The 13,970-nt window shown below is 37.3% G+C and carries 11 protein-coding genes; 6 read left to right on the top strand and 5 right to left on the bottom strand.

Annotated elements, in window-relative coordinates:
- Window positions 1-302: 302 nt before the first annotated feature.
- The 5 genes from FJR05_RS03775 to FJR05_RS03755 form a co-directional block, all read right to left on the bottom strand.
- Complete coding sequence (locus tag FJR05_RS03775; protein ID WP_168642873.1) at window positions 303-1,142, bottom strand: nitrate ABC transporter ATP-binding protein; 840 nt, start codon at window positions 1,140-1,142, stop codon at window positions 303-305.
- A gap of 65 nt (window positions 1,143-1,207) precedes the next feature.
- Window positions 1,208-3,184 (bottom strand): nitrate ABC transporter ATP-binding protein, encoded by a 1,977-nt coding sequence (locus FJR05_RS03770; RefSeq protein ID WP_168642872.1) that lies wholly within the window; start codon window positions 3,182-3,184, stop codon window positions 1,208-1,210.
- 130 nt (window positions 3,185-3,314) lie between these two features.
- The gene (gene ntrB, locus FJR05_RS03765; RefSeq protein ID WP_168642871.1) at window positions 3,315-4,157 is read right to left on the bottom strand and encodes a nitrate ABC transporter permease; all 843 of its coding nucleotides are present in this window, start codon (window positions 4,155-4,157) and stop codon (window positions 3,315-3,317) included.
- 138 nt (window positions 4,158-4,295) lie between these two features.
- Entirely contained in the window at window positions 4,296-5,621 is a 1,326-nt protein-coding gene (locus FJR05_RS03760; RefSeq protein ID WP_168642870.1) for a CmpA/NrtA family ABC transporter substrate-binding protein, read from the bottom strand.
- Window positions 5,622-5,682: 61 nt separating this feature from the next.
- A complete protein-coding gene (locus FJR05_RS03755) occupies window positions 5,683-7,251 on the bottom strand; it encodes a ferredoxin--nitrite reductase (protein ID WP_168642869.1) in 1,569 nt (522 codons plus the stop codon).
- Window positions 7,252-8,223: 972 nt separating this feature from the next.
- Between FJR05_RS03755 and acnB the strand changes: the two genes are divergently transcribed.
- The 6 genes from acnB (at window position 8,224) to FJR05_RS03725 (ending at window position 13,919) form a co-directional block, all read left to right on the top strand.
- A complete protein-coding gene (acnB, locus tag FJR05_RS03750; RefSeq protein WP_168642868.1) occupies window positions 8,224-10,854 on the top strand; it encodes a bifunctional aconitate hydratase 2/2-methylisocitrate dehydratase in 2,631 nt (876 codons plus the stop codon).
- A 64-nt stretch (window positions 10,855-10,918) separates the two neighbouring features.
- Window positions 10,919-11,338 (top strand): XisH family protein, encoded by a 420-nt coding sequence (locus FJR05_RS03745; RefSeq protein ID WP_168642867.1) that lies wholly within the window; start codon window positions 10,919-10,921, stop codon window positions 11,336-11,338.
- Window positions 11,326-11,667: a XisI protein gene (locus FJR05_RS03740; protein WP_168642866.1), complete on the top strand. Its 342-nt coding sequence runs from the start codon at window positions 11,326-11,328 to the stop codon at window positions 11,665-11,667. Before FJR05_RS03745 ends, FJR05_RS03740 begins: the two co-directional genes overlap by 13 nt.
- A gap of 70 nt (window positions 11,668-11,737) precedes the next feature.
- Window positions 11,738-12,151 carry an element excision factor XisH family protein gene (locus tag FJR05_RS03735; protein WP_168642865.1) on the top strand — a complete coding sequence of 138 codons (414 nt, stop codon included), beginning with the start codon at window positions 11,738-11,740 and terminating at the stop codon, window positions 12,149-12,151.
- Complete coding sequence (locus tag FJR05_RS03730; protein ID WP_168498341.1) at window positions 12,139-12,480, top strand: XisI protein; 342 nt, start codon at window positions 12,139-12,141, stop codon at window positions 12,478-12,480. Before FJR05_RS03735 ends, FJR05_RS03730 begins: the two co-directional genes overlap by 13 nt.
- A gap of 317 nt (window positions 12,481-12,797) precedes the next feature.
- Window positions 12,798-13,919 (top strand): NACHT domain-containing NTPase, encoded by a 1,122-nt coding sequence (locus FJR05_RS03725; RefSeq protein ID WP_168642864.1) that lies wholly within the window; start codon window positions 12,798-12,800, stop codon window positions 13,917-13,919.
- Window positions 13,920-13,970 lie beyond the last annotated feature (51 nt).

The following is a 13,970-nucleotide window of genomic DNA, read 5'->3' as shown; positions in this document are numbered from 1 at the left end:
CTCCTATCCCTGTTACTTCCTAATTCCTTTTTAGTGGGGGAGTGTGAACAGTTACAGGACAAAGTGTTTTGGTAAATTCATTCATGATTTTAGGATTTTTTATTGCACGCAAAGGCGCAGATATGCAGAGAAAATCAAGAGGAATGTATGATTTTCATAATTCTTTATATTCTTACTTTTGCACCTTTGAGTGAGACAATTATTCTTCAGCCATTAAAATCGGTTGATGATTAATTATTTCTGCTTCAATTTCGTGATCAGATGCTATTGTGGGGCTTTTTACCAATTACGGATTATGCCAATTACTCATCAACATGAGCGCAGCGACGATAGAGGAAGTCTAAAGCGTAGTTTCGTAAGTTGTAATATTCTGGATTTTCCATAATGCGGCGACGGTTGCGAGGACGAGAAAAGGGTATTTCTAAAACTTCGCCAATATTTGCTGCTGGTCCGTTTGTCATCATTACGAGTCTGTCAGCAAGAAAAAGGGCTTCATCAATGTCATGGGTGATCATTAAAACGGTGACTTGATGATCTGACCAAATTTGTAGTAATTCTTCTTGTAATTCTTCTTTAGTAATGGCATCTAAAGCGCCGAATGGTTCATCTAAAATGAGGAGTTGGGGACGAATGGCTAAAGCACGGGCGATCGCAACTCTTTGTTTCATTCCTCCAGATATTTGACCGGGCTTCTTTTGGGCTGCTTCTGTTAACCCTACCATTGCTAAATGTTCTCTAACTATTGCCCGTTTTTCGGCTTGGCTTTTGTTAGGAAATACGGAATCAACACCTAAATAAACATTATCAAAAACATTTAACCAAGGTAGTAAACAATAGTTTTGAAATACCATCATTCGGTCTGGACCGGGTTCGGTTATGGGTTGACCTTGTAAGCACACGACACCGTTGGTAGGTTTATTAAATCCAGAAACCATGTTGAGTAGTGTTGATTTTCCACAGCCGGAATGGCCAATTAAACAAATAAATTCACCTTCACTAACTTTGAGGTTAATGTCATCTAGGACGGTGTATGGACCTTCAGCAGTGGGGTAAATTTTGTTGACACCATCAATTACTAAGAAGTCTTCTTTTTTCTGGGTTTTTAATTGTTGGGTTTTGTGATTAAAGTTTATTGTTGTCATGATGATATATTCCTAAATTATTACAACTCATTATTATGGGTAAACGAGGGCGGGGTCTCCCCGCCCTACGAAATAAATATTTCTTCAACGCGAAGCTGGCGTTTAATTTCCAAACTTTTTAAATACTCTATTGGTTCTGAAGGATTAAAGATTTTGCCATCAAATAATTGAATTATTTCTTCCCTACCAATATCTAAAATGCCTCTTTCTCGTGCGGCTGCACCAAATATATCTGGACGACAAACTCTATCAATTACTTCTACCCAATTTTTTGGGAAGGCTACTAAACCCCAACGGGCTAATTGAGTTAAAATCCATAGCATTTCATGACGATCTGGATAATTGGCTTTGTTGAAATAAAACTGATGGGAAGTTTGGGTTTGTTGATGATTACCATGCTTGTAATTGTCTATTAAACCTGGACGAAGATGCAGAGAATTACTACCAAGATAGTCAGGTTGAGAAATTAATTTGAGAACTTCTTCCCGGTTGCGAATATCGTCGCAATATTCACAAGCTGCTAATAGGGCTTTGACTAATGCTAGATGTGTTTGGGGATTTTCCAGCGCCCAATCTTCTCGTACTCCTAATACTTTGTCTGGATGTCCATGCCAAAGTTCTGAGGTGATAGCGGTGATAAAACCCACATTTTGATCAACTGCGTGAGAGTTCCAAGGTTCACCGACACAGTAACCATCAATTTTTCCTTCTTGGAGGGCAGTTACCATCTCTTGTGGTGAAATTACCATCAGGCTGACATCTACATCAGGTTGAATCCCAGACTCTGCTAACCAATAGCGCAATAATAGGTTTTGCATGGATGCAGGATGGACAATTCCCAATGTGTGGGTTTTGTCTAAGTCAGCGTTAATAATAGCTTGGAAATCTGTTAAGTTTTTTACTCCACTGTTGAATAATTCTTGGCTGAGAGTAATGGCGCTACCGTTGCGGGAAAGGGTCATAGCTGTTACCATTGACACCGGATTTTTACCTCCTGCACCTAATGTCAGGGCTAGGGGCATTCCTGCTACCATTTGGGCGGCATCAAGTTTGCCAGTTACTACACCTTTGGCGATGTCTTTCCAGCTATTTTCAGGGTTGAGGTTGACTTCTAAACCGTATTCGGCAAAGAAACCTTTTTCTTTGGCAATTATTAAAGGTGCGGCTTGAGTGAGAGGAATATAGCCAATTTCTAAATGAACTTTTTCTAAGTTGTTGTTAGAAATAATTGCTGGTGCTGTGGGTTGTTTCTGGCGTTTTTTCGCTTGTTTTTGTTGGTTGAGAAAGTAAATTATTTCGTTCCGCAAGTCGTAGTAACAGGGATTATTAACTACTTCTAAACGCTGACGGGGACGGGGAATAGGAACTTCGAGAATTTGCCCAATATGTGCTTCTGGTCCGTTGGTTAACATGACAATGCGATCGCTCAATAATAAAGCTTCATCAACATCATGTGTCACCATCACACAGGTAATTCTGTGTTCATTGCAGATGGTCATTAATTGTGCTTGTAAATTTCCCCTTGTCAGGGCATCCAAAGCCCCAAAAGGCTCATCTAATAATAATAACTTAGGACGGGTAGCTAAAGCACGAGCGATCGCAACACGCTGTTTCATTCCCCCTGATAATTCACTAGGACGTTTGTTAGCTGCACGTCGCAAACCCACCATATCAATATATTCTTCTATTATTCCCCGACGTTCTCCTTTAGGTAGATTTTGATGAACTTCATCCACAGCTAAAGCGATATTTTCTCGTACAGTTAACCAAGGAAGTAAAGAGTAATTTTGAAAAACCACCATCCTATCAGGACCAGGTTCTCTGACTTCCCGATCTTCCAAAGTTACACCACCAATACTAGCTCGATCTAAACCAGCAATAATATTCAGTAAAGTGGACTTACCACAACCAGAATGTCCAATTAAAGAAACAAATTCACCTTCAGAAATTTTCAATTCAATATTTTTTAAAGCAATATATTTACCACCATTGGGGAGGTTAAATATTTTATCTACGTGATCAATTTCTAAAAAAGTCTTCATTATGAATGGTAATAGGTAATTGGTAATGGGAAGTAGATCCCCGACTTCTTTTTGAGCGTGTGAGTAAATTATGAATAAATGTCAGAAGTCGGGGATATTAATAAGAACAGGTAATTTAAATAATTACGAATTATTTTTGTTCTGTTGTTACAACCTTTTGGGCAACAAAAGCCACCATTCTATCTAAAACTAATCCCACCAAACCGACATATACCAAGGCGATAATAATCTCACTCATATTAGTTTCAGTAGTCGTATTATAGGCATCCCAAATAAACGAACCAATACCCACACCACCAACTAACATTTCTGCCGCGACAATTGCCAACCAAGATAAACCGATACCAATTCTTAAACCCGTAAAAATATAAGGAACAGTTGCCGGAAACACAATCTTCAAGAAATAATTTCCCTTTCGCAACCGCAAAACACGAGCCACATTTACATAATCTTGGGGAATATTTTGTACACCCACTGTGGTATTAATTAAAATCGGCCAAATCGAAGTAATGAAAATCACGAAAATCGCCGAAGGATTAGCTTGTTGAAAAGCCGCTAAAGAAATTGGCAACCAGGCTAAAGGAGGAATAGTTCTTAATACCTGAAAAATCGGATCTACAGCATTATACAGAAAAGTATTAGAACCAATTAATATTCCTAAAACAACCCCGACAACTGCTGCTAAAGAAAAACCTAAAGCAACCCGTCCTAAACTGGTCAATATTTGCCAACCTAAACCCTTATCACTGTCACCATTATCAAAAAAAGGATGAATAACAAAAGGGTCCCAAGTTTCCCGAATTGTTTCTATCGGTCCAGGTAATTGAAAACTAGGAATTAAACAAAGTAATTCCCACAACATCAGAAAAACAAATAATCCAAACAGCGGTGGTAGAACCTTATTGATCAAAAACTTATTAATAGCCTTCCGTTGTTTACTACCAACTCTACGACTTCCAACAATAGCAGCCATTTATTTCTCCTAAGTAAATTATTAAAAATCTCTTTTCCTTCTCTTCTTTGCACCTCTGCGCCTCTGCGTGAGACTTAAAAATTGAATAAATACACCAAAGGTAATGGGTAGGGGTAATTCATGAATTACCCCTACTACTTACACCTTCTTAATTTGCAAACTCTTTAAATATTCCTCGGGTTTTTCTGGATCAAATTTCACCCCATCAAAAAATGTTTCCACACCACGAGAAGAACTGGTAGGAATTTCCGCAGCAGCTACACCCAAAGCCTTAGCAGCTTGTTTCCATAAATCTTCTCTATTTACTTGATCAACAATTTCCTTCACTTTCGTATCTTTAGGTAAATAACCCCAACGAATTTCTTCAGTTAAAAACCAAGTATCATGACTCTTATAGGGATAAGAAGCATTATCTACCCAATACTTCATCCGATATGCAAAGTTTTGTTCCTTGCGTCCATCACCATAATCAATATTACCTTTAGCTCGTTCTAAAATGTCAGCTACAGCAACATTAAAGTATTTTCTATCAGCGCAGATTTTACACATTTCTTCTTTATTCTCTGCCTGATCACACCATTGTTGTGCTTCCATGATTGCCATTAATAATGCTTGGGTAGAATTGGGATTTTTATCAACCCAATCTTTCCGCATAGCAAAGGCTTTTTCTGGATGATTATTCCATAATTCACCTGTAGATAAGGCTGTATAACCTAATTTCTGACTGACTAATTGAGCGTTCCAAGGTTCTCCAACACAAAAAGCATCAACAGTTCCGACTTTCATATTCGCCACCATTTGTGGTGGTGGTACTGCTTCCAAAATTACATCTTGATCAGGATTAATGCCGCCAGCAGCTAACCAATAACGCATCCATAAATCGTGAGTACCACCGGGGAAAGTCATAGCAACTTTGATAGATTTTTTATCAGCTTTTGCTTTATTTACCGACTCTTTAAGTGATTTACTTTGTAAACCAACTTTCAAATCTTTGAATTTTTCAGCAACGGAAATGGCTTGACCATTGATATTTAACCGCGCCAAAAGATACATTGGCACTTTATCATTCATGGTCAAAAGATAGGGCATGGGGGTAAGAATATGTGCGCCATCAATACCACCACCAGATGAGCCAATTTTCAAGTTATCACGAGTGACTGGCCAGGATTTTTGTTTGCTGACTTCAACATCAGTCATCCCATATTTAGCAAAGAAACCTTTTTCTTTAGCAATAATTAAAGGTGCGGAATCTGTTAAAGCAATAAATCCTAATTTGGCTGTGGTTGTTTCTACTTTGGGGGCATTACTAACTGTGGAATTGTTAGCCAGTTTGGTATTAGAAGAAGCAGCACTATCTGTTGATGCTGACTGAGAATTACTAGATGAACAACCGTGTACTAAGATAGAAGTTGCGGCTGCGACACTGGAGGTAATAATAAATTTTCTGCGGGAAATATTGCTCATTGTTAACTCTTAATCAGTTTTAATTTGGGTTTGCAGTTATTTCTGGATTTTGGCGATTAATTTAATGAGAAATTAAGGCTTGTTCCCTAAGTTTTGCGCCAAAGTTTTGAATAAGTAAATCTCGTAATATTGGTTGTAAGTCTTCACAGGGAATACTTTTTTGGACGCAAGTTCCTAAATGTGCATCTTTCCCAACTGTTCCACCCATGTAAATGTCCACACCTTCCAACATTTTGCCATTTTTACGGACTTTAGTTCCCATTAAGCCAATATCTGCAACTTGGGGTTGTCCACAGGAATTAGGGCATCCTGTCCAATGAATTCGCACGGGACGTGATAAAGTTAATTCAGATTCCAATGATTTAATCATTGCTAAGGCGCGGTTTTTGGTTTCTATTAAGGCAAAGTTACAAAATTGTGCGCCAGTACATGATACTAGCGATCGCATCAATAAACCAGGATTAACTGAAAATTTCTCTAATATAGATTCTGTGAAAAATGTTGTTAAGCTGGAATCGGAAATATCAGAGATAATGATATTTTGTTCTACGGTAAAGCGGATTTCTCCACTTCCGTAAACTTCCGCTAAACGGGCAATTTCAAACATATCATCAGCAAACAATCTTCCGACGGGAATATTTAAACCTGCGTAGTTAAATCCAGGTTGTTTTTGTTTATATATTCCCACATGATCTCGTTTTTCCCAGTCAATTTCATCTTTGGCTACTGCGGGTAATAATGATTTTTCAAAACGCTTTTCCACTTCTGCGCGGAATTTTTCTATCCCCCATTCATCAAGTAACCACATTAACCGGGCTTTTTGTCTATTTGCACGCAAGCCATGATCTCGAAAAATCTCGACAATGACTTTGCATAATGATACAACTTCGGCGGGAGATACCCAAACATTTAAAGGAATAGCTGCTTCACAACGTTTAGCGGAAAATAAACCACCAACAATGACGTTAAAACCAAAGATTGGGGTTTGATCTTCATTTCCCCAAAAAGCGGGAATAAAGGCTAAATCGTTAATTTCTGCATGAACTGAATTATCTCTTCCTCCGGTAATTGCAATATTAAATTTCCGGGGAAGATTGCTAAATTCTGGATTACCTTCACCGTTGTTAGTCAGCATATCTTGGATTTGCTGGACTAATTCTCTAGTATCATAAAACTCGTCTGCATCCAATCCTGCGACAGGATCACCTGTAATATTACGGATGTTATCCATCCCAGATTGGATAGTAGTCAATCCGACTTTGTGAAATTTATTAAAGATATCTGGGATATCTTCAAAGTTGATCCCGCGTAGTTGTATATTCTGTCTGGTGGTAATATCGGCGCTGCCATTTTCACCGTAACGCTGTACCACTTCTGCGAAAGCAGACATTTGATTGCTGTTGAGAATGCCGTTAGGTAAACGCATTCGCATCATGAATTTACCGGGAGTGACTGGGCGAAAAAATACACCTAACCATTTTAGGCGATGGTTGAGGTCGTTTTCGTCCATTGCTTCCCAACCGATTTGGGCAAAATTTTCTATTTCGTTTTTAACGGCGAGTCCGTCTTTTTCGGCTTTGAATTTCTCGAATTTATTGAGTTTTTCGGTGGTAGTTGCTGTTTCTATCATCGGCTTTTTTTGGGGAACAGGACTGAATTAACTGTGTATCCGTGTTCTTATCGTTTCTGTACTTGCTACTTTGGGGAAATAACTGATAGTAGTTTCCTGGTTGGTAGTGTGACAGTTGCGATATTGTTACGTTAGTGTGATTTTTCATAACAATTCGTATAGTAGGTTACTAAATTTGAGTAATCATGCAGAAAACGGATATAGTAATTGCAATTTTTCATAATTAATGGGAGATTATTTTTAACAATTATATTTAAATACATCTAAGAGGTTGTTTGAAAAGTTTTAGGTTGTGATTTTAGGCACTTACAGATCCCCTTCGCAAGGGGGGAACTAGAGTCAAAGTCCCCCAATTTATCGGGAGATTTAGGGGGATCTAAAAATATTTGATACACCATGAGGGACTTGTTCCTTCACCCTCTAAGCGATAATGGAAGTCTGGCTTTTCGCTTAGGTATTTTATGAGTTGTTATTTTGTAGAGGTTTATTTTAGTTAGTCCTGTTTCATCACACTGGGAAGCACAAAAATAATTTCCTAATTTGTAAATCCAGATGTGATAAAAGTTAAAACGTTTTATTGCTAACAAAATACTGTTTCAGTGGTGTGTTTTTTCTATTCACATTTTACACACTCGCCAACCTTGTAAACATCCTCTATACTAAAAACGGTTGAGACATGGACTTTTGTAAAATCACGAAAAACTCAGATTTGTAGGGGTTTAGCACTGCTAAACCCCTACCCGGAGAATCAAGTAATTAAGCCGTGTTGAGTATAATTAACGATTGAGTCTCAGTATAATGAATAAGAATCAAACCCGATTCTTATATATTTTTAATAACTTATCTAGACTCAAAATTATAATCTCTAAATTGTTTGTTTCTGACAAATTCGTTTACCAGTAACTCCTGTAACAATTCCCTTACAATAAAATAATAATCAAAGCCAGAGATTACAGGAGAACAATCTAACTCATGCTACAAGAATATCGTCAACAGGTTGCCGAACGCGCCCAACTGGGTATTCCTCCCTTACCATTAGACGCACAGCAAACATCAGCATTATGTGAATTACTGAAAAATCCCCCAACAGGCGAAGAAGAGTTATTATTAAATTTATTACGCGATCGCATTCCCCCTGGAGTAGACCAAGCTGCTTATGTAAAAGCTGGATTTCTGACTGGAATTGCTAAAGGAGAAATTACCAGCCCCTTAGTTTCACCAGTTGATGCAGTAGAATTACTGGGAACAATGATCGGCGGTTACAATGTTCAATCCTTAATTGACTTACTCCAAGTTTCTAGCAACTCTGTATCAACATCTTCAGAAACACCCTTGGTAATGGGAGGGGAAGGAAGAGAACAAATCGCCGCTTATGCAGCTAACGCCCTCAGCAAAATTATGTTGGTGTATGATGCTTTCCATGATGTTTTGGAATTGTCAAAAACCAACCCCTATGCTAAACAAGTTGTAAACTCATGGGCAGAAGCAGAATGGTTTACTTTGCGTCCCACATTACCAGAATTTATCACTGTTACGGTTTTCAAAGTTCCCGGAGAAACCAACACCGACGACTTATCACCCGCAACTCACGCTACAACCAGACCAGATATTCCTTTACACGCTTTGGCGATGTTAGAAACTCGTCAACCCGGAAGTTTAGAAACCATTGCAGAGTTAAAGAAAAAAGGACATCCCGTTGCTTACGTCGGTGATGTTGTCGGTACAGGTTCATCTCGTAAGTCTGCAATCAATTCTGTATTATGGCATTTGGGCAATGATATTCCCTTTGTGCCAAACAAACGGGCGGGGGGTTATATATTAGGAAGTGCGATCGCTCCCATCTTTTTTAACACAGCCGAAGATGCCGGTGCATTACCCATTCAATGCGATGTCAGCAAAATGGAAACCGGCGACGTAATCACCATTTATCCCTACAAAGGAACTGTTCTCAACGCCGCAGGAGAAGTAATTTCCACCTTCAGCCTCAAACCCGACACCATTTTAGACGAAGTTCGCGCCGGTGGACGCATCCCCCTACTAATTGGACGTACCCTCACCGACAAAACCCGTCAAGCATTAGGTTTAGCACCCAGCACATTATTTATTCGTCCCCAAGCCCCAGCCGACAGCGGAAAAGGCTTCACATTAGCGCAGAAAATGGTCGGTAAAGCCGCTGGTTTGCCAGGAGTACGTCCGGGGACATCTTGCGAACCAATCATGACTACAGTAGGTTCTCAGGACACCACAGGACCAATGACCAGAGACGAATTAAAAGAACTCGCTTGTTTAGGTTTTAGTGCAGACTTAGTAATGCAGAGTTTCTGTCACACCGCCGCCTATCCCAAACCTGTGGATATTAAAACCCACCAAGAACTACCCGACTTTATGTCCTCTCGTGGTGGCGTGGCGTTGCGTCCTGGTGATGGTATCATTCACTCCTGGTTAAACCGGATGTTGTTACCCGACACCGTAGGAACAGGTGGAGATTCCCATACCCGCTTCCCCTTAGGAATATCCTTCCCTGCTGGTTCTGGATTAGTGGCATTTGCTGGTGCATTGGGTGTAATGCCTTTAGATATGCCAGAATCAGTTTTGGTCAGATTTACAGGAGAATTGCAACCAGGAATAACCTTGAGGGATGTTGTTAACGCCATTCCTTATGTTGCCATGCAAAAAGGTTTGTTAACAGTCGAGAAGCAGAACAAGAAAAACATCTTCTCTGGCAAAATTTTGGAAATTGAAGGTTTACCAAATTTGAAAGTTGAACAAGCTTTTGAATTAACCGACGCTTCCGCAGAACGTTCTTGTGCTGGTTGCACAATTAAGTTAAGTGAAGAAACAATTTCGGAATATTTACGTTCCAATATTGCTCTTTTAAAAAATATGGTAGCACGGGGTTATAGTGATGCTAGAACCATGATGCGTCGCGTGGCAAAAATGGAAGAATGGTTAGCCAATCCGGTGTTATTATCTGCTGACGCTGATGCTGAATATGCAGAAGTAATTGAAATTGATTTAAGCCAAATCAAAGAACCAATTGTTGCTGCTCCCAATGACCCTGATAATGTTAAGTTATTATCAGAAGTTGCCAATGATCCTGTCCAAGAAGTTTTTGTTGGTTCTTGTATGACAAATATCGGACATTATCGAGCAACTGCGAAGGTTTTGGAAGGTGCTGGTGAGGTAAAAGCGCGGTTATGGATTGCACCCCCAACTCGCATGGATGAACACCAATTGAAAGCGGAAGGTGTTTATGATGTTTTCGTGGCTGCAAAGGCGAGAACTGAGATTCCAGGATGCAGTTTATGTATGGGAAATCAGGCGCGAGTTGATGATAACACAACTGTGTTTTCTACCTCGACTCGTAACTTCAATAATCGCATGGGTAAAGGCGCTCAAGTGTATTTAGGTTCGGCGGAATTAGCAGCAGTTTGTGCGTTGTTGGGAAGGCTTCCTAATGTGCAGGAATATTTGGATATTGTCGCCGAAAGAATTCATCCTTTTGCTGATGATTTGTATCGCTATTTGAACTTTGATCAAATTGCTGGTTTTCAAGATGAGGGGAGGGTGATTTCTCAGGAGGAGCAGGCTTTGTTGGTATAATGTAATTGGGGTGAGTCTTGATGGCTCACCTGAATGTTATAATAGTTTATTATCAGGGTAAACAATGGCAGCAAAAGATACTTACCATGATGCGGTTAAAAATGCTTTAATTAAAGATGGTTGGACAATTACAGCCGATCCTTATCCTCTTGAATATGAAGACGTTGAACTTTATCCAGATTTAGCTGTAGAAAAGCTAGTTTCAGAAAACCAAAAACAACGTAAAATTATTGTTGAAATCAAGAGTTTTATCAGTCCTTCACTCATCAAAGATTTTCAGAATGCTTTAGGACAATATATTTTGTATCGTGATTTGATTCAATTATCTCAGGATGAATACCAAGAAATTTACTTAGCTATTAAAGATGAAATTTATGAAACTTTTTTTCAAAGGAAATCAATTAAAGCTGTAGTTAAATTAAATCAACTTGCTTTAGTTATCATTAATACAGAAAAGGAGGAAATTGTACAATGGATAAATTAGTTAATTATCGTGAAACTATTAAAAAACTCTTAACAGATTATGATAATCTGGCTAATCGTTCATCTAAGAAAAAATATGAAACCTGTTTGATTTTTGATGAAACTCATGATCATTATTTATGGATGTCTGTAGATTGGGTAAATCAAAAAAGAATTAATAATACTCATGTTCATGTTCGCATTAAAAATGAGAAGATTTATATTGAGGAAGATTGGACTGAGGAAGGAATAGCAACAGAGTTATTAAGGGAAGGTGTACCAAAAGAGGATATTGTTTTAGCTTTTCATGATCCAGAAACTCGGAAGTTGACAGAGTTTGCTGTGGCTTAATAGATGTTAGTGTAATTTAGGTTACGGTGGGTGTGGATGAAATTATAATAGTTTATTATCGGGGTAAACAATGCCAGCAAAGGATACTTGCCATGATGCGGTAAAAAATGCTTTAATTAAGGATGGTTGGACAATTACGGCTGATCCTTATTATATAATCTATAGAAAATTAAGACTTGTTGCTGATCTAGGTGCTGAACGTCCATTATCTGCTCAAAGAGGTGATGAGAAAATAGTGATAGAAGTTAAAAGTTTTCTAAATCCATCATTTATTTATGATTTAGAAAGGGCTGTAGGTCAGTATATCATTTACCGTAATTATCTTAAAAGAACCGCACCCGATCATCAGATTTACTTAGCACTTGGTCAACTTGTTTATAAAGCTAATTTTGATGAAACTATCCAAGTTGTTGTTGATGAAAACCAACTTAAATTAATCATTGTAGATACAGATAAGGAGGTTATTACCAAATGGATAAGTTAGAAAATTACCGTTTTTTAATCAAAAAAATATTAACAGAATATCATCAACTTTTTTCCTCTGCATCTCCTGATAATATAGAAATGCTCTTAGCTTTTGATGAGCAAAGAGATCAATATTTATGGTTTCAAGTTGGTTGGACAACTGAGGAAAGAATTAAGGGAATTTCTGTCCATATTCGTATTAAAAATGAGAAAATTTACATTGAGGAAGATTGGACTGAGGAAGGAATTGCAACGGAGTTATTAAGGGAAGGTGTACCAAAAGAAGATATTGTTCTGGCTTTTCATGATCCAGAAACTCGGAAATTAACTGAGTTTGCTGTGGCTTGAGTAATTTATAAACAGGAGAAAATTAATCCTTTTGGTGATAATTTGTATCGCTATTTGAATTTTGATCAAATTGTTGGTTTTGAGGATGAGGATAGAGTTCATCAGGTCAGACTACATAAATATTGCAAATAAATACATTCTGCTTGACAATCGTTTAGTTTAATAGTATGGTTATACCTAGTGTGAGTAAAAATTACATCAATTTTCGTAACAAATAACACTGACAAGAGTAAGTAATTAAAATAATTGCTATTTATTTTGAAATTGTTTTTGCTTAGGATTTGTTAATCTACTTTCTATTTTTAAAATAAAAACTTATGGATTATAATTGGACACAAATAAAAGAGGAAATAATTAGAGAAACAAAAGATGTTTTTCAAGTTCAACGTAGTTTTAAGGTTAGAGAAACTATTGATTTGTTTGAAAAAGTTTTATTTTATCCTCTAAATAGTCCAAGTTTACAGTTAGATGGACTTTCAAGTTTAGTTTCAGTTGCTTTATATCAACTATTAGTTGAAAATACAAAAGATACATCAATTTATTTTCCTCATGCAGTAAAAGTTGAACAGTATTTGCGAAAACTATTATATCTAATTAATCCAACCGAATATAATCAATTGGCTTTTGAAAATAGAGGGTTATCAGCTTTTATTGAGGAATTAGGCTTAAATCCTAATACAATCAATTACAATTGGAATGAGCTTAAATCTCATCAAAAAACAAATTTTGCTGAACATCTTTTATCTACTTATAAATTGCGTAATATAGAAAGTCATCTTTGTGAAGATTACAGTAAAGCAGAAATTTTAAACAAATTAAAAAGTGCATTAGTTATATATCTTTATGCAACTTACAAACATTTTAATGTGTTAGAATCTCTCATAAACAAGGAGAGCGTACTTAAATTTAGTTCTTATACTAATACCGTTAAAGCACATTTTCAGAAATGGCATAGTCGTTTTGTTCATATTGAAGGAAAAGAAGAATTTGAAGAAATTTCTCTTTATGTTAGAGAAACTGATTGGGATATTCCTGATAATCTTGATATTGAAGACGAAGCAAGAGCAAGAAGAGAAGGAAAAATTGAAGATTTGCGTAAACAGTTAATCAAAGAAAAGCAATTTCAAATGATTATTGTAGGTGATGCTGGAATGGGCAAAAGTACAACCATGCAGTATTTATCTTATCAGGATGCTTGTAGTCAGAGTATTCAATTACCAATGTATGTTGAATTAAAATTCTTAACTTCTGATATTAATATTAAACAATATATATGTAATAAATTTGGATTTGATTTTAGACAACTTAATGAACTTTTGCAAAAAGGAAAAGCCACTCTTTTTCTTGATGGATTAAATGAGATTTTACCAACAATAAAGCAAGAAGTTTTTATTCAAATAAAAAATTTAATTCAAGACTATCCACAAACTTTTATGTAACTGTTCACACTCCCCCACTAAAAAGGAATTAGGAAGTAACAGGGATAGGAG

It is taken from the genome of Dolichospermum sp. UHCC 0259, from assembly GCF_009711935.1.
Taxonomy (GTDB): Bacteria; Cyanobacteriota; Cyanobacteriia; order Cyanobacteriales; family Nostocaceae; genus Dolichospermum.
The sequence above is the reverse complement of the archived record's forward strand: the minus strand, read 5'-3'. Positions and strand labels throughout refer to the sequence as shown.